This is a genomic window from Gordonia sp. IITR100, from assembly GCF_002009645.1.
In the GTDB taxonomy this organism is placed as follows: Bacteria; Actinomycetota; Actinomycetes; order Mycobacteriales; family Mycobacteriaceae; genus Gordonia; species Gordonia hongkongensis.
This window is the reverse complement of record NZ_MVKV01000002.1, coordinates 224,926-240,508: the sequence shown is the minus strand read 5'-3', so window position 1 is coordinate 240,508 and position 15,583 is coordinate 224,926. Positions and strand designations below refer to the sequence as shown.

Below are 15,583 nucleotides of genomic sequence, written 5' to 3'. Positions count from 1 at the left end.
AAGGCGCGTTAGTATGTTCGGCATGGGATTCGACAAGTCGACCGAACGCGCCACCGACTTCGACGTTCTGATCGTCGGCTCCGGGTTCGGCGGCAGCGTGAGTGCGCTGCGGCTCGTGGAGAAGGGGTACCGCGTCGGCGTGGTCGAGGCCGGTCGTCGGTTCGAGGACGAGGACTTCGCCAAGACCAGCTGGCGCCTCAACCGGTGGTTGTGGGCACCGAAGCTGGGCCTGTACGGCATCCAGCGGATCCACGCCCTGAAAGACGTGATGATCCTCGCCGGGGCGGGCGTCGGCGGCGGCTCGCTCAACTACGCCAACACGCTCTACAAGCCCCCGACGCCGTTCTTCACCGATCCCCAGTGGAATCACATCACCGACTGGGAGGACGAGCTCAGCCCGTACTACGACCAGGCCCGGCGGATGCTCGGCGTGGTCACCAACCCGACGGTCACCGCGTCCGACCGCGTGGTCGCCGAAGTCGCCGCCGAGATGGGTGTCGGGGACACGGTGACCCCGACGCCGGTCGGTGTGTTCTTCGGTGCGAAGACGGGTCTGTCCGGGGCGCCCGGCGAGACCGTCGCCGACCCGTACTTCGGCGGTGCGGGTCCGGACCGGACCGCCTGCACCGAGTGCGGCGCGTGCATGACCGGGTGCCGGGTGGGTGCCAAGAACACCCTGCTGAAGAACTATCTCGGCCTCGCGGAACGCCACGGCGCCACCATCATCGACCGGACCACGGTGGACTCGCTCCGGCAGCGCGCCGACGGTGTCTGGGAGGTGGGCACGCATCACTCGTCGTCGTGGGGTCCGCTCGGACGCCGTCGACGCACGATCACGGCGGGTCAGGTCATCCTGGCGGCCGGCACGTTCAACACCCAACGACTGCTGCACCACGCGAAACTCGGTACGCTGCCGCAGATCTCGGACGCGATGGGTCGGCTCACGCGCACCAACTCGGAGTCGATACTGGGTGCGATGGGGTCGCGGATCGATCCGGAGAACGACTACTCGCGCGGCGTCGCGATCACTTCGTCGTTCTATCCCGAGCCGAACACGCACATCGAACCGGTGCGATACGGCAAGGGCTCCAACGCGATCGCGTACCTGCAGACCCTGCTCACCGACGGCGGGTCCCGGCGCAATCGGTTCGGGCAGTTCCTGCGTCAGGTCGCCCGCAACCCGTTCCTGCTGGTGCGGTTGCTCGTGGTGCGACAGTGGAGCGAGCGGACCGTGATCGCCCTGGTCATGCAGAACAACAACAACTCGCTGACCACCTTCGTCCGCAAGCGCGGACCGGTGCGGTACGTCACCAGCAAGCAGGGCCACGGCGAGCCGAACCCGACGTGGATTCCGAAGGGCAACGAGGCAACTCGCCGGATCGCGGCGAAACTCGACGGCGGCGTCGCCGGCGGGACCTGGGGCGACATCGTCAACATGCCGCTGACCGCGCACTATCTCGGCGGCTGCGCGATCTCCGACGACCCGGACAACGGCGTCATCGATCCCTACCAGCGCGTGTGGAACTACCCGACGTTGCACATCGCCGACGGCGCGTCGGTGTCGGCGAACCTCGGCGTCAATCCGTCGCTGACGATCTGCGCGCAGGCGGAACGCGCGGCGGCACTGTGGCCGAACAAGGGCGAACAGGACCGGCGTCCTGCGCAGGGCGACCCGTACCGCCGCATCGAGCCGACGACGCCGGCGTCCCCGGTGGTGCCGGCCGACGCACCCGGCGCCCTGCGGCTGCCGATCACCCCGGTCGTCCCCGCCACTCCACTCACGGCACAACGCATCTCGTAGCGCCGGTGCGCCGTCACGCGCACTGTGACCACGAAATCCCGGTCGGAGGCGTCGGCGGGTAGTGTCGTCGTCCAGTGCCGAACGGGGGGAGACGCATGTCGGGTACAGAGCCGCTGACCGTGGTGTTGGCGGGCGGAAGTGGCTCGCTGGGAACGCATCTGGCGACCGATCTCGCCGAGCGTGGATACCATCCGGTCATCCTGACGCGGCGGGTCGATCCGTCGTCGCCGTTCGAGCAGGTGGTCTGGGACGGCAGGACCCAGGGCGACTGGGTCGAGACGCTGGCCGCAGATCGTCCGACGGCGGTGGTCAACCTCGCGGGCAAACTCGTGGATTGCCGCCCCACGGACGCCAACATCGCCGCACTGCGGAACAGTCGGGTCGACGCGACGCGAGCACTCGTCACCGCATCGCGCGAACGCACGACGCCGATCTCGTACTGGCTGCAGTCCAGCACGACCGCGATCTGGAGCGACGCGGGTGAACTGTGGTGCACCGAATCGACGCCGATCCCGGTGGGCCTCCCGCAGATGACCGGTGTGGCGCAGCCCTGGGAGGAGGCGGTGGACGGCGCGAACACCGACCATCTGACCGTGCTGCGCACCTCGATCGTGCTCGATGCGGATTCGCCGGCCATCCGACGCCTCGTGGGCCTGACCAGGTTCGGACTCGGCGGGCGGGTCGGCGACGGCCGGCAATGGTTCAGCTGGATTCACATCGACGACTGGCTCGCGATCGCCCGCGCGGCGCTGCGGGTCGACGGCGCGGTGTCGCTGCCCGACGGTGTCGTCGTGGCGGCCAGTCCGAATCCGGTGCGCAACTCCGAACTTATGGCGATGCTGCGCGCGGAGATCGGACGGCCGCCCGCGCCGCCGACGCCCGCGTGGTTGCTGAAGCTCGGTGCGGTGGTGCTGCGGACGGACCCGGCCCTCGGACTCACGGGGCGCCGCGCGCGGTCTGATGTACTGGCCGACGCCGGTTTCGAATTCCGCTTCCCACGGCTCGAGGACGCACTCTCCGATCTGCTCTGAGAGGTCGCCTCAGTCCAGTCCGCGCGCGGTGAGGGTGTCGGCGAAACCGTCGGCGGTGCGCAGGGCGGCGAGGACAACCGGCGCGACGAGGATGCGTGGACCGGGCCGGAGCCCGCGAGCCTTGCGTGCCTCGTCGACCTCCCGCACCACCTCGACCATCAGCGGGATCGCCCGAATGGTCAGCGCCAGCGCGAGGGCGATGAGGTCCACGCGCACCCCGAGCCGTCTCAGGGGGCCGAGCGCACGGACGATCGTGTCGAGCATGTCCGTCGTGCGGGTGGTCAGCGAGACGGCCGCGGCGAGTGCGACCGACAGCGCGAGGACGCCGCAGACGATTACCGCCCGCCGCCAGTCGGTGAAGACGACCTGGAACGCGAAGATGAACAGCAGCAACCACATCAGTGGCCGCAGCTGCCGCCACGCCTCGCGCGGCCCGATCCCCGCCAGCGCGTAGACGACCGCGACCCCGGCCGTCGCGATGCCGAGGGCGGTGAGCGACCGGACCGTAAGCGACAGCACCAGGATCACCACGCCCATCGCGACGAACTTGACGCCTGCGGGCAGTCGGTGCAGCAGCGTGTTGCCGGGACGGTAGACGCCGAGGACGTTCACGACATCATCCCGCGGTAGGCGGCCAGCGCAGGCCGAGGTTCGTCGTCGACGACGACCCGCCCCTCGTCGATGACGATGACGCGGTCGAAGTCGGCCAGGATGTCGAGATCGTGGCTGACGACGACGAGTTGCTCGTCGAGGGTCGCGAACACGTCGGTGAGCATGCGGGTGTTGCGCAGGTCGAGCAGGGTGGTGGGTTCGTCGGCGACGATGATCGCGGGGTCGGTCACGAACACCGACGCCAGGGCGAGGAGCTGCTTCTGCCCGCCGGAGAGCCGCTGGGCCGGATGGTCCGCGTGGTCGGCGAGGCCGAATCGGGCGAGCACCTCGCCGGCACGCTCGGCGCGCGCGGACTTGTCGAGATCGGTTCGACGAAGCGACAGTTCGATGTCCTCGCGGACCGTCGGCATGATGATTTGACGGTCGGGGTCGGAGAAGATGAAGCCCACCCGGCGTCGGACCTCACGCTTGTTCTTCGCGACCGATAGCCCGTCGACGATGACGGTCCCGGAGTCGGGCACGACGAGCGCGTTGATCATCCGCGCCAGCGTCGACTTGCCGCTGCCGTTGGCGCCGACGATCCCGATCCGGTTCTCCGACAACGTCAGTGAGACCTCGCGCAGGACGACCCGGTCGCCGTAGGCGTGGGTGACATCGGTGAATTCGATCATCGCCGCTGGGGTGGGGCGGCTTCTCAGCCGGCCACGGTGCCGGATCGGCGCGCGCGCAACGGTTCGATGAGGCCCGGCCGGCCGCGGTGGACCTGGGCCGCGACCAGGGCCGCGATGACGCACTTGGCGATGTCGCCGGGGATGAACGAACCGTTGGTCGCGATGGCCGCCCACAGTGTCAGGTCGGTCCGCACCAGCAGGCCGAGCACCCCGCAGGCGTAGAGGACGACGATGCCGCCGAGCGCGTTGATGCCGATGCCCCACAGCACGCGATATTTCCCGGAGCCCGTCTTCCCGCCGGTCGAGACCATGAGTGCGGTCAGCACCCCGATGACGATGACCGCCGGGAGGAACCCGATGAAGTATCCGGCCGTCGGGGAGGACAGCGCGGTGAGGCCGTTGCGTCCGCCCGAGAGGATCGGGAGTCCGGCGATCGCCAGCACCATGAAGATGACCACGGCCAGCGTGCCCTTCCGCGGGCCGAGGACCGCCCCGGCGAGGATGACCCCGAGCGACTGGAACGTGATCGGCACACCGCTGGTGCCGATGTTGATGGTCCCGGGCAGGCCGAGCGCGGCGATCAGCGCGGCGAACACGGCGGCCTGGGTGAGGTCGCCGATGCTCAGCGACCAGCGGTTGGGGGATTTCGGCGATGCAGTCATGTCGATTCCGGAGTATTTCACGCGGCGGCGGCGCAGCCGCACCCACCGGGCGGGGTGACCAGGTATCGACGCCGGTCCGCCCACTAGACTCGGCCCGGTGACAGACACTTCTTCTGCGAACTCGTCCTCTCCCGAGGATTTCCTCGAGGGCCCGCGGCCGGTGCTCGTCGTCGACTTCGGCGCGCAGTACGCGCAGCTGATCGCGCGTCGGGTGCGGGAAGCGCGGATCTACTCGGAGGTGATCTCGCACGAGGCGCCGATCGCGGAGATCCAGGAGAAGGATCCGGTCGCGATCATCCTGTCGGGCGGACCGTCGTCGGTGTACGCGGAGGACGCGCCGGACCTCGATCCCGCCCTCTTCGACCTCGACGTCCCGGTCTTCGGCATCTGCTACGGCTTCCAGGCGATGGCGGACAAGCTGGGCGGCGAGGTGGCCAACACCGGCGGGCGCGAGTTCGGCCGGACGACGTTCACGACCAACGGCGAAGGCGTTCTCCACCAAGGTCTCTCGGACACCCAGCCGGTCTGGATGAGCCACAACGACGCCGTCCAGTCCCCGCCGGAGGGGTTCACCGTCACCGGGTCGACGCCCGGCGCGCCGGTCGCATCCTTCGAGAACCTGAAGCGCCGGATGGCCGGTGTGCAGTACCACCCCGAGGTGCTGCACACACCGCACGGCCAGCAGATCCTCACCCGTTTCCTGTACGAGATCGCCGGTCTCGAGGCCACCTGGACGGCGGCCAACATCGCCGACGCGCTGATCGACGCGGTCGCCGACCAGATCGGTGACGGGCGGGCCATCTGCGGGCTCTCCGGCGGCGTGGATTCCGCGGTGGCCGCCGCGCTGGTGCAGCGCGCCATCGGCGATCGTCTGACCTGTGTCTTCGTCGACCACGGTCTTCTGCGCGCCGGAGAACGCGAACAGGTACAGCACGATTTCGTCGGGGCGACCGGGGCGAAGCTGGTGACGGTCGACGCCGCCGACACCTTCTTGCGTGAGCTGTCCGGCGTCAGCGACCCCGAGACCAAGCGCAAGATCATCGGCCGCGAGTTCATCCGGTCGTTCGAGGGTGCGGTCAGCGAGGTCCTCGGCGAGGAGGCCGAGGCGGGGGAGAAGGTCGACTTCCTCGTCCAGGGCACGTTGTACCCCGACGTCGTCGAGTCCGGCGGCGGCAGCGGCACCGCGAACATCAAAAGTCATCACAACGTCGGCGGTCTGCCCGACGACCTCGAGTTCAGTCTCGTGGAACCGCTGCGTCTGCTGTTCAAGGACGAGGTGCGTGCGGTCGGCCGCGAACTGGGGCTGCCCGAGGAGATCGTCGCCCGCCAGCCGTTCCCCGGGCCCGGCCTGGCGATCCGCATCGTCGGCGAGGTGACCGGCGACCGACTGGAGACGCTGCGCAAGGCCGACCTGATCGCGCGCGAGGAACTGACCGCCGCCGGCCTCGACTCGCAGATCTGGCAGTGTCCGGTCGTGTTGCTGGCCGACGTGCGCAGTGTGGGCGTGCAGGGAGACGGCCGCACCTACGGCCACCCGATCGTGCTGCGCCCGGTGTCGAGCGAGGACGCGATGACCGCGGACTGGACGCGTGTGCCCTACGAGGTCCTCGAGATCATCTCCACCCGCATCACCAACGAGGTCGCCGAGGTCAACCGGGTGGTGCTCGACGTGACGAGCAAGCCGCCGGGCACCATCGAGTGGGAATGAGCTGACGAGAGCGGCCGGTGGCGTCTGCCACCGGCCGCTCTCGTCTGCGCGTGCCGGGTCTCAGCGCCGGGAACGCGTGCCGGACACGATCAGCACGAGTCCGACCAGCAGCCCGATCCCGACGACGACCCATCCGAGGTCGGCGGCGTCGGGAAGCGCCGGCCCGTCGGCGAGCCCCCACCCGGCCACGGCAAGGGCGGCGAGTCCGAGCAGCCCCAGACCGGGAGCGCGATGGGTGGCGCCACAACCTCGGTCGTCATCGGTGCCGGAAGCGTTCATCTCAGTGCTCATCGCAGGACCTCTACCTCTCCCAATCCGGTGCGGGCCTCGATCTGCAGGACCGGGCCATCGGTGCCGTCACGTCCGCCGTCGAGCCCGGTGGGGCAGTTGTAGTCGCCGACACCGGTCTGGCAGTCGGCACGCACGTTCATCGTCTCCGGCACGTGGACCGTGATCTTGCCGACCCCGCTCTCGAGTCGTACGGTCCGGTCGGCGGTGAGTTCGACCGCGCGCAGGTCCAGGGCCATCTCGCCGATGCCGAGTGAGTACTCGGCCTGGATGTCGTTCTCGGTCAACGGCTTCCACTCGCGGTCACCGACCCCGCCGGGCGGCAGCGGGCCGGACAGGCCGTTGACCCCGGAGATCACGGTGGTGACGATGACCGCGGCACCGAGAGAGACCGCGATGGGCGCCAGGCCCGTGCTGTGCTCGCCGGTGCGACGCTTGACGACGGCCGCGACGAGGAGTCCGGCTCCGATCACGGCGAGGGAGAGCGACAGGATGTGGGGGACGGTGAACCACTCGACACCCATCTGGTGCAGGCCCGCACCGATCGCACCCACGATGGTCGCCAGACCGACCACGATCAGGGTCAGCGGTGAGCGACGGTGCCGACGGACGGCCGGTTCGGCCGGGCGGGTCGGTTCGGGCAGATCCCAGGCGAACCGCGCCGCTCCCAACGGATCCCACGCGGGTGGACTCGCCTCGAGTGGTTCGTTCTTCGACAGTTCGACTTCCGGCACCGGGGTGGCCGGGTGTTCGGTGGCCGGATTCCCGCCGATCGCGGACGGGCCCGGTGCTTTGGTCATGGATACTCCTGGGGTCTGGGGGCCGTCCGTGGGGGTGACCGCGCCGGGGGCCGGGTGGCTCATCGCGCGCGGCACCCACCGTTCGAACTGCCCGGCCGCCGGTGGCGGGACGACGATGTCGGTGACCGCCGCGGTGTCGATGCTGGTACCGGCCGGTGGAGTCGGGGTCCGCAGGTACAGCAGGTACCAGCCGCCGAGCATCAGGATCGCGCCGACGAGCCCGCCCGAGCCCCAGGTGCGATTGGGGCCGAATGAGGTGACGATGACGATCGCGAGCACGACCAGCAGGATCACCTGCGGATTCCCCAGGCCGTGCATCGAGTTGTGCGACGCGGTGTGACCGGCCCGGGGGGAATCGACACGGAGCGCATCGGCGCGGGCGCGTCCGGCGCCCGGGAACGCGACCCAGGCCGCGAGGTAGAGGATGAGTCCGCTGCCGCCGAAGAAGGCGGCCACCACGAACGCGACCTTCACCAGAGTCGGGTCGACGCGATACCGGGCGGCGATGCCGGTGCACACGCCGGCAATCGTCCGATCGTCGGGCCGATACGGACGGGTCGCCCACAGGCCCTGGATCTGCTGCTGGAACTCCTTGGTGTCCATGACGATCATCGTGCCGCCCGTCCGGCCCCGGACACATCGGGTGATCCCCTGAATTGTCCCCCGGAGAATCCCGAGGCCCGGGGGCGGCGGAGCGGACACACCCTGAGATCGCGGCGCATGAACCGGGGTTGACCCCGATGTCGCGAAGCCGATCGCATGGGACGATCGAGGAGTGAGTCGAATGGAGGTCGAGCCGGTCCCGAAACTGGTGCGCCGCGACGGCGGCCGCGTCGTCGCCGGTGTCGCCGGCGGATTGGCCGATCATCTCGGGGTCGAGGTCTTCCGCGTGCGGATCGTCTTCGTGGTCCTGGCCGCGCTGGCCGGCGCCGGGGTCGCCGCCTACGGGCTGCTGTGGTTCTTCTGCCCGCAGGGCGACGACACCGCGTCACCGGCACCGGGAGAGCGTCGTCAATCCCTCGGTCTGGCGATGGTCGGGCTGGTGGCCATGGGCGTGGTCGGATTCGCGGCGTCGGGGACCCCGGCGGAGTACCTCATCCCGTTCGTCTTCATCGCGTTGGGCGCCGCCCTCGTGTGGCGCGAATTCGATACATCCCCGCGCGCACCCCGCACCCCACTGCGCACTTGGACGCGGTTGATCGGCGGCGTCGCGCTCGTTGTCGGCGGCCTCGTGGTCGTGGTGGTGGCCGGGGATCGCAGCTTCGGCGGTCTCAATTCCACGATCCTCGCGGTCGGGGCGACCCTGATCGGCGTCGTCCTGTTGACCGTGCCCCTGTGGATGCGGATGCTGCGCACCATCAACGAGGAGCGCTCGGCCCGCATTCGCAACGCCGAGCGCGAGGAGATCGCCTCGCATCTGCACGACTCGGTCCTGCAGACCCTGGCCCTGATCCAGAAGAAGGCGGGCCGCCCCGAGGAGGTGGCACGCCTGGCCCGGAGTCAGGAACGCGAGCTGCGGGCCTGGCTGTTCGGCGACCCGGCCACCGAACGCGGCTCGCTCGCGGCCGCACTCCGGAGTGTCGGCGCCGAGGTCGAGGACGCCTACGGTATCGAGGTGGAGATCATCACCGTCGGCGATCTGCGTCCGGACAACACCCGGGACGCCAAACGCTGGTCGGCTCTCGTGGGGGCCACCCGCGAGGCGCTGGTCAACGCCGCCAAGCACTCCGGTGAACGCACCGTGGACGTGTACGGCGAGATCACCGACGACGAGGTCGAGGTGTATGTCCGTGACCGGGGAATCGGTTTCGACCCCGACGCCGTCGACGACGACCGCCAGGGCATCTCCCGGTCGATCCGCGCACGTGTGGAGAGGATGGGCGGCCGCGTGCGGATCACGTCGACCCCCGGGCGCGGGACGAACGTGGGTCTGATGATGCCGCGTGGTGACGGGGGATCGGGATCGATCGACGAGAGAGCGGACGACACCCGACGCTCTGCCGAGGTGACCGTCGACGCGGTCGCCCCGACCGACAACAGGAAGGCACGATGACGCCGAGTTCCCCGAGTTCCGACCCGACCGGCCCCGGTCCGGTGACCTTCTATCTCGTCGACGACCATGCGGTCTTCCGCTCCGGGGTCCGTGCCGAACTGGCCGACGAGCCGGGCCTGCGCGTCGTCGGCGAGGCGGGCACCGTACCCGAGGCAATCGACGGGATCGTGGCGGCGGCTCCCGATGTGGTCCTGCTCGACGTGCACATGCCGGCCGGCGGCGGGGTGGCGGTCCTGCGCGGGGTGCTCGATCGACTCGGATCGAACGGAACGGGTTCGAATGCAACGGGTTCGACACCGCCGGTCTTCCTGGCCCTGAGTGTGTCGGACGCGGCCGAGGATGTCATCGCGACCATCCGGGCCGGTGCCCGCGGTTACGTGACCAAGACGATCGCGGGCCCGGAACTCGCCGACGCGGTCCGCCGGGTCGCCGACGGCGACGCGGTGTTCAGCCCACGTCTCGCGGGTTTCGTCCTCGACTCGTTCACCGGAAAATCCTCGGCACCCGAACCGCCGCTCGACCCCGAACTCGACTCGCTGACCAGGCGCGAACTGGAGGTGTTGCGCCTGCTGGCGCGCGGGTACACCTATCGGGAGATCGCCGAGGAGCTGTTCATCTCGATCAAGACGGTCGAGACACATGCGTCGAACGTTTTGCGGAAGACCCAGCAGTCCAACCGCAATGCCCTCACCCGATGGGCGGCCACCCGTCACATCGGCTGACCGCAGCGGCGCCGGCTCAGCGCAACAGCGCGATCGCGAGTACGACGACGACCGCGAGCACGGCGAAGAACACGAAGATCGACACCGCCAGTGCCGTGCTCGACGTGCCCGGCGCCGGCGGACCGGGGTTCGGTTGCCGGGATTCGGACGAGTACTGCTGGGAGGCAGGCGGTCTCGGCGTCGACGAATGTGGTTGCGGCGTCGACATCAGGGTCGGGGACATGCCGCGACGTGTGTCCGGAAGGTCGCGGGAGCCGCGATCGGCGGACATCGTCGGGGCGTAGGGGGGCAGGGTGGCACCGGCCGGACGATGCGAACCGGTCGTCGACGACCGGCCGCCGCGCTGTGACCAGGTCGGCGTGCCCGCTCCGGGCCGGGTGATGAGGCCGGTCAGGACCTGGTCGCGGGTGCCTCGGGAACCGGCCGCGAACGAGGTGAGCATGTCTCGTGCCTGACTCATCGTCGGGCGTTTGGTCGGGCTCGGTTCCAGGAGGCGCAGCAGGATCGGCTCGAGCTCGGCGGCATTCTGCATGGGATTGATGCGTGCGCGTGCGACCTTGTGTAGCAGCGCGATCGAGTTGTCGTCGACACCGAAGGGCGGCTGACCCTCCACCATCGTGTAGACGGTCGCGCCCAGCGAGTAGACGTCCGAGGCCTCCTGCGGATCGGCGCCGCGCGCGACCTCGGGAGCGAAATACGCAGGCGTTCCGGTGATCACGCCGGTCTGGGTGAGAGTGACATCGTCCTTCGCCCGCGAGATCCCGAAGTCGGTGATCTTGACCAGGCCGGTCTGCCGTCCGCCCTCGGCGATGAGGATGTTGCCGGGCTTGATGTCGCGGTGCACGATCCCCGCGGCGTGGGCCTCGACCATCGCATCGGCCACCTGGGCGCCGATCTGGGCAGCCTCGGCGGGCGCGAGAGTCTTTGTGGTGTGCAAGATCTGGGCCACACTGCGGGAGGGTAGGTATTCCATGACCAGCCAGGGCTCACCCCGGTCGAGGGCGACGTCGTGCATGGCGATCGCATTGCGGTGGGAGAGCTTCGCGGCGATCCGCCCCTCCCGCATGGCCCGCTTGCGCACGTTGTCGGCGGAGTCCTCGGTGAGGCCCTCGGTGGAGACGACCTGCTTGACGGCGACGTCACGGTCGAGGAGCTGGTCGCGGGCGAGCCACACGGTTCCCATGCCGCCGCCGCCGATGCGCGACTTCAGACGGTACCGGCCGGCCACCAGGTACTGGGGACCCGGCGCATGGTGGGTTCCGGCGGTCGTCGACATACGGAGATGATAGCGGCGAGGTCGACGCCGCGGGCACCGCACTTGACAGCCATCTCGTACGTATGTTCGACTCCCATCATGCGATGGTCGGATCAGGCGGTCGAGGTCGACGACGGGTCGCTCCCGGGGCTGAGCCGCTCGGGTCTGGTGCGGTCGGTGCGTACGCCCGATTTCGAGGGTGTCACATTCCACGAGGTGCTGGCCAAGAGTGCGCTCAACCGCGTGCCGGAGGCCTCGCAGCTCCCGTTTCAGTTCACGGTCAACACCTTTCGCGGGTGCACGCATGCCTGCCGCTACTGTTTCGCCCGTCCGACGCACGAGTACCTCGACCTCGACGCGGGCACCGATTTCGACACCCAGGTCGTGGTGAAGCTCAACGTCGCGGCGGTGTTGCGCAAGGAACTCAAACGCCGGTCGTGGACCCGGGAGACGGTGGCGCTGGGCACCAACACGGACCCGTATCAGCGTGCCGAGGGGCGGTACCGACTCATGCCGGGCGTGATCTCCGCGCTCGCCGAGTCCCGGACGCCGTTCTCCATCCTGACCAAGGGCACCTTGATCCGTCGGGATCTTCCGCTGTTGCGTCAGGCTGCGGGGGAGGTCTCGGTCAGCGTCGGGATCTCGCTGGCGATCCTCGATCAGGACCTGCAGAAGAAGATCGAACCGGGGACGCCGTCGCCCCAGGCGCGGCTGTCGGTGATCCGCGATCTCGCCGATGCCGGCATCGCGCCGCATGTGATGGTGGCCCCCGTCATCCCGTACCTCACGGATTCGACCGCGCATCTCGACTCGTTGCTCGAGGCACTCGCCGAGGCGGGCGCGTCTGGTGTGACCGCGTTCCCGATGCATCTGCGATCCTCGACCAAGCCGTGGTTCCTCGAGTGGCTGGCGGAGGAGCATCCGGCGCTCATCCGCCGGTACCGGGGGCTCTACGGGCGTGGCGCCTATGTCACCCCGGAGTACTCCTCGTGGCTGCGTGACCGGATGAAGCCGCTCGTGCACCGGCATGGCCTGGCCGGTTCCGGCGGTCTCCGGCAATCGGGTCCCGACTCGCCGGCGACGGTGGCCGCGCCCGAGCTGCAGCACGCCCTCACCCTGTTCTGACCCGTGCCGTCCTGACCGCGCCCCTGAGCTGGGCTGTTTTCGGCGTGGATGCAAACATCCTGTGCTGCGCAACGGCTTTCGGCTTCGGTTGACGCTTGTCGGTGGTTGGTTCTACTCTCGAACAATCGAAACAGTGTTCGAATGATCGGCGGACGAGGGGCCTCCTCGGGATCGTTCGGGAACTGTGTCGAGAACCCTGATGGCGCGCACCTTCCCGGCTCGCTCGAGAACTACTCATGTCGACTGGAGGGTGCCGGATGGATGTCTCTGCTGGTGTGGCCGTGACCGATGCCGTGACCGATACGGCGGCCGGTGGCCGGGCCGACGAGCTGGCGGGTTTGCGCCGGCGGATGGCGGCCATGTCCGGTCGGCCCGACCAGCGGGTGGTCGAGGTCCGAGACCGGTCGGTGGGTGTCCTTCCCGTGCCGGAATCGTTGTCGGACATCTTGCCGCACAACGGTATTCCGCGAGGGTCGGTGGCCCGGCTCGACGGCGCCCGTTCGGTGCTGATCGCGATGATCGCTTCGGTGACCCGTGCGGGTGGACAGGTGGGGATCGTCGGGTTGCCCCGGTTGAGTCTGCTGCCCGCGGCGGAGATGGGCGCCGACCTGTCCCGCATCGCCACCATCCCCGATCCCGGTCCCGACCCGGTCGAGGTGGCAGCGGTGCTGCTCGACGGTATGGACCTGGTGATCCTGGACCTGGGGAGCGGTGGCGAGGGTGCTCGCCCGCGGAACGAGATGGTGGCCCCCTCGCGTGCCCGGGTGGTCATGGGCCGCGTGCGCAAGCAGTCGTCGGTGCTGCTGGTGACCGGTGGTGCATGGCCGGGTGCGCAACTGGCCCTCGAGGCCCGTGTCCTCACCTACCGGCACAGTCCGGGCCTGCCCGGCCGGTCTGCTCCCGCCTCCCGCGCGGCCGGTCTCGACTCCGCACGCAGCGGCTACGGCCGCATCGGCGGGATGCGGCTGGAGGTCACGGTGTCGGGCCGCGGCCGGCGATCCGAGAGCACCGAGGTCGAACTCCGGGCGACGGGCCACGGTGCCGATCGCACGGTCGAGATGGTCGCGGCGACGACCGTCTCCCCGGTGCTCGCGGTGGCGAACTGATGCCCTCCGGAGAGCAGGGGTCCCGGCGTATCCTCGCGCTCTGGTGCCCGGACTGGCCGGCGATGGCCGCGGCGGCCGAGGCGGATCTGCCCCCGCTGCATCCGGTCGCGGTGCTGTCGGCGAATCGGGTGGTGGCCTGTTCGGCCTCGGCACGGGCCGCCGGTGTGCGGCGGGGAATGCGGAAGCGACAGGCGCAGGCGGCGTGCACGGAGATGACCGTGGTCGCCGCCGACGAGAACCGGGACGGACGGCTGTTCGAACCGGTGGTCGCCGCGGTCGCCGAGGTGATCCCCGCCCTCGAAGTGCTCCGGCCGGGTCTCCTGGTGATCGCCGGCGACCGTGCCGCCCGCTACTTCGGCGGGATGGAGGCCCTCGCGGAGGAGCTCGTCGACGTGGTGTCGGCGTGCGGCATCGAGTCGCAGGTCGGCATCGCCGACGAGATCTTCACCGCCGTCCTCGCCGCCCGGAACGGGCATCAGGTGGAGCCCGGGGGTGACCGGGAGTACCTCGCCGGCCGCCCCGTCGCCGACCTCGCCGTCGAACCCAGCATGAGCGATCCGTCCCGTGCCGATCTCGTGGAGTTGCTGCGCCGGTTGGGGATCGGCACGATCGGCGCCTTCGCCGACATGTCCGTCACCGACGTCGCCACCCGGTTCGCCCGGGATGCGGTCGTCGCGCACCGGCTGGCCAATGCGCTGCCGGGGCGTGTCCCGTCGTCACGTGGTGTGCCGGCCGAACTCGACGTCGACCACACCTGCGACCCGCCGGTCGACCGCATCGACGTCGCGGCGTTCATCGGTCGCACCCTCGCCGACGTGCTGCACCGACGCCTGCGTGATGCCGCGGTGGCCTGCACGCGACTCACCATCATCGCGACCACCGAACGCGGACAACAGCATTCGCGAACCTGGCGATGTGCCCAACCGCTGACGCCGGAGACGACCGCGGATCGTGTCCGATGGCAACTCGAGGGGTGGCTGACCGGCGCGGCGCGGCCCACCTCCCCGCGGGTCGAGCCGCGCGCAGCGAGGAGCAGTGCCCGACCCGACTCGCCGATCGTCCGGCTGCGGCTCGAACCGGTCGAGGTCGTCGAGGCCGGGGCCCTGCACTATCAGCTCACCGACGATCTCTCCCGTGGCGGGCTGGCCGGTGAACCGGATGTGGAGGAGCGCGCCCGGCGTTCGCTGGTGCGGATACAGGGGCTGCTGGGCGGGGATGCGGTCCGTATTCCCGTGCTGAGCGGTGGTCGTGGACCCGCCGAACGGATCACCATGGTCTCACTGGGCGACGAGCCGGCTCCGCGCCGGGATCCGTCGGCGCCATGGCCCGGACGCCTGCCACAACCCAGCCCGACGGTGCTGGTGGAGACCGCGATCCACGTGCTCGACGCCGTGGGGCAACCGGTGAAGGTGACCGATCGCGGGGCCTTCACCGCCGAACCGGTGACCGTCGCGCTGGCCTCGTCCCGGGCGCGCCGGTCGAGTTGGGGCCTGTGCTGGTGGGCCGGGCCCTGGCCGGTCGGAGGCGCCGACCTGCCCGCCGGGGCCTCGGTGCCGACCGGAGCCGCCGAGACCGGACTGACCGCGCGGGCGCAGGTGCTGCTCGACGATTCGCGCGCCCTGCTGCTGTGTTACCGCGCCGGGGAGTGGATCGTCGAAGGTGTCTACGAGTGACTGCGTCCCGCGGAGTGGCTTCGAGAAGAAACGCCGCGACCGAAAGCGTGCGCGTTCGCCTCTGAGATGCCACTCT

Annotated in this window: 14 protein-coding genes; 8 read left to right on the top strand and 6 right to left on the bottom strand. The window is 69.7% G+C overall.

Annotated features, from left to right (window positions below; genetic code table 11):
• Window positions 1-13 precede the first annotated feature (13 nt).
• Window positions 14-1,801: an FAD-dependent oxidoreductase gene (locus B1818_RS04925; protein ID WP_078112082.1), complete on the top strand. Its 1,788-nt coding sequence runs from the start codon at window positions 14-16 to the stop codon at window positions 1,799-1,801.
• A 95-nt stretch (window positions 1,802-1,896) separates the two neighbouring features.
• Window positions 1,897-2,832: an epimerase gene (locus tag B1818_RS04920; RefSeq protein ID WP_058250691.1), complete on the top strand. Its 936-nt coding sequence runs from the start codon at window positions 1,897-1,899 to the stop codon at window positions 2,830-2,832.
• Window positions 2,833-2,841: 9 nt separating this feature from the next.
• On the opposite strand, the gene B1818_RS04915 is transcribed toward B1818_RS04920, so the two are convergent.
• From B1818_RS04915 to B1818_RS04905, 3 genes are read right to left on the bottom strand one after another with little or no spacing between them, the layout of a single operon-like run.
• The gene (locus tag B1818_RS04915) at window positions 2,842-3,444 is read right to left on the bottom strand and encodes an energy-coupling factor transporter transmembrane protein EcfT (RefSeq protein WP_058250690.1); all 603 of its coding nucleotides are present in this window, start codon (window positions 3,442-3,444) and stop codon (window positions 2,842-2,844) included.
• Window positions 3,441-4,115: an energy-coupling factor ABC transporter ATP-binding protein gene (locus tag B1818_RS04910; RefSeq protein WP_058250689.1), complete on the bottom strand. Its 675-nt coding sequence runs from the start codon at window positions 4,113-4,115 to the stop codon at window positions 3,441-3,443. Before B1818_RS04910 ends, B1818_RS04915 begins: the two co-directional genes overlap by 4 nt.
• A gap of 23 nt (window positions 4,116-4,138) precedes the next feature.
• Window positions 4,139-4,777 (bottom strand): biotin transporter BioY, encoded by a 639-nt coding sequence (locus B1818_RS04905; RefSeq protein ID WP_058250881.1) that lies wholly within the window; start codon window positions 4,775-4,777, stop codon window positions 4,139-4,141.
• A gap of 160 nt (window positions 4,778-4,937) precedes the next feature.
• Here B1818_RS04905 and guaA point away from each other — a divergent pair, with 160 nt between their 5' ends.
• A complete protein-coding gene (gene guaA, locus B1818_RS04900) occupies window positions 4,938-6,485 on the top strand; it encodes a glutamine-hydrolyzing GMP synthase (protein ID WP_058250688.1) in 1,548 nt (515 codons plus the stop codon).
• Between the two features lie 60 nt (window positions 6,486-6,545).
• Here guaA and B1818_RS04895 read toward each other — a convergent pair whose 3' ends face one another.
• A complete protein-coding gene (locus B1818_RS04895) occupies window positions 6,546-6,776 on the bottom strand; it encodes a hypothetical protein (protein WP_058250687.1) in 231 nt (76 codons plus the stop codon).
• Complete coding sequence (locus B1818_RS04890) at window positions 6,773-8,185, bottom strand: PspC domain-containing protein (RefSeq protein ID WP_078112081.1); 1,413 nt, start codon at window positions 8,183-8,185, stop codon at window positions 6,773-6,775. The genes B1818_RS04895 and B1818_RS04890 overlap by 4 nt, the downstream gene beginning before the upstream one ends.
• A 172-nt stretch (window positions 8,186-8,357) precedes the next feature.
• Between B1818_RS04890 and B1818_RS04885 the strand changes: the two genes are divergently transcribed.
• Together B1818_RS04885 and B1818_RS04880 are read left to right on the top strand one after the other, a co-directional pair.
• Window positions 8,358-9,626 carry an ATP-binding protein gene (locus tag B1818_RS04885; protein ID WP_058250685.1) on the top strand — a complete coding sequence of 423 codons (1,269 nt, stop codon included), beginning with the start codon at window positions 8,358-8,360 and terminating at the stop codon, window positions 9,624-9,626.
• Window positions 9,623-10,348 (top strand): response regulator transcription factor, encoded by a 726-nt coding sequence (locus tag B1818_RS04880; protein ID WP_058250684.1) that lies wholly within the window; start codon window positions 9,623-9,625, stop codon window positions 10,346-10,348. Before B1818_RS04885 ends, B1818_RS04880 begins: the two co-directional genes overlap by 4 nt.
• A gap of 16 nt (window positions 10,349-10,364) precedes the next feature.
• On the opposite strand, the gene B1818_RS04875 is transcribed toward B1818_RS04880, so the two are convergent.
• A complete protein-coding gene (locus tag B1818_RS04875; protein WP_058250683.1) occupies window positions 10,365-11,624 on the bottom strand; it encodes a serine/threonine-protein kinase in 1,260 nt (419 codons plus the stop codon).
• 78 nt (window positions 11,625-11,702) lie between these two features.
• On the opposite strand from B1818_RS04875, the gene B1818_RS04870 reads away from it, so the two are divergent.
• The 3 genes from B1818_RS04870 to B1818_RS04860 all read left to right on the top strand — a co-directional run bounded on the left by B1818_RS04870 (window position 11,703) and on the right by B1818_RS04860 (window position 15,507).
• Window positions 11,703-12,728, top strand: a complete 1,026-nt coding sequence (locus tag B1818_RS04870) for an Rv2578c family radical SAM protein (protein ID WP_058250682.1) — start codon at window positions 11,703-11,705, stop codon at window positions 12,726-12,728.
• Window positions 12,729-12,985: 257 nt separating this feature from the next.
• Window positions 12,986-13,834: a hypothetical protein gene (locus tag B1818_RS04865; RefSeq protein ID WP_176455884.1), complete on the top strand. Its 849-nt coding sequence runs from the start codon at window positions 12,986-12,988 to the stop codon at window positions 13,832-13,834.
• Window positions 13,834-15,507: a DNA polymerase Y family protein gene (locus tag B1818_RS04860; protein ID WP_058250680.1), complete on the top strand. Its 1,674-nt coding sequence runs from the start codon at window positions 13,834-13,836 to the stop codon at window positions 15,505-15,507. Before B1818_RS04865 ends, B1818_RS04860 begins: the two co-directional genes overlap by 1 nt.
• Window positions 15,508-15,583: the final 76 nt, after the last annotated feature.

Coding starts and splice junctions, on each gene's coding strand:
- B1818_RS04925 (WP_078112082.1), top strand. CDS start 14: ATGTTCGGCATGGGATTCGACAAGTCGACCGAACGCGCCACCGACTTC.
- B1818_RS04920 (WP_058250691.1), top strand. CDS start 1,897: ATGTCGGGTACAGAGCCGCTGACCGTGGTGTTGGCGGGCGGAAGTGGC.
- B1818_RS04910 (WP_058250689.1), bottom strand. CDS start 4,115: ATGATCGAATTCACCGATGTCACCCACGCCTACGGCGACCGGGTCGTC.
- B1818_RS04905 (WP_058250881.1), bottom strand. CDS start 4,777: ATGACTGCATCGCCGAAATCCCCCAACCGCTGGTCGCTGAGCATCGGC.
- B1818_RS04895 (WP_058250687.1), bottom strand. CDS start 6,776: ATGAGCACTGAGATGAACGCTTCCGGCACCGATGACGACCGAGGTTGT.
- B1818_RS04890 (WP_078112081.1), bottom strand. CDS start 8,185: ATGATCGTCATGGACACCAAGGAGTTCCAGCAGCAGATCCAGGGCCTG.
- B1818_RS04885 (WP_058250685.1), top strand. CDS start 8,358: ATGGAGGTCGAGCCGGTCCCGAAACTGGTGCGCCGCGACGGCGGCCGC.
- B1818_RS04880 (WP_058250684.1), top strand. CDS start 9,623: ATGACGCCGAGTTCCCCGAGTTCCGACCCGACCGGCCCCGGTCCGGTG.
- B1818_RS04875 (WP_058250683.1), bottom strand. CDS start 11,624: ATGTCGACGACCGCCGGAACCCACCATGCGCCGGGTCCCCAGTACCTG.
- B1818_RS04870 (WP_058250682.1), top strand. CDS start 11,703: ATGCGATGGTCGGATCAGGCGGTCGAGGTCGACGACGGGTCGCTCCCG.
- B1818_RS04865 (WP_176455884.1), top strand. CDS start 12,986: ATGGATGTCTCTGCTGGTGTGGCCGTGACCGATGCCGTGACCGATACG.
- B1818_RS04860 (WP_058250680.1), top strand. CDS start 13,834: ATGCCCTCCGGAGAGCAGGGGTCCCGGCGTATCCTCGCGCTCTGGTGC.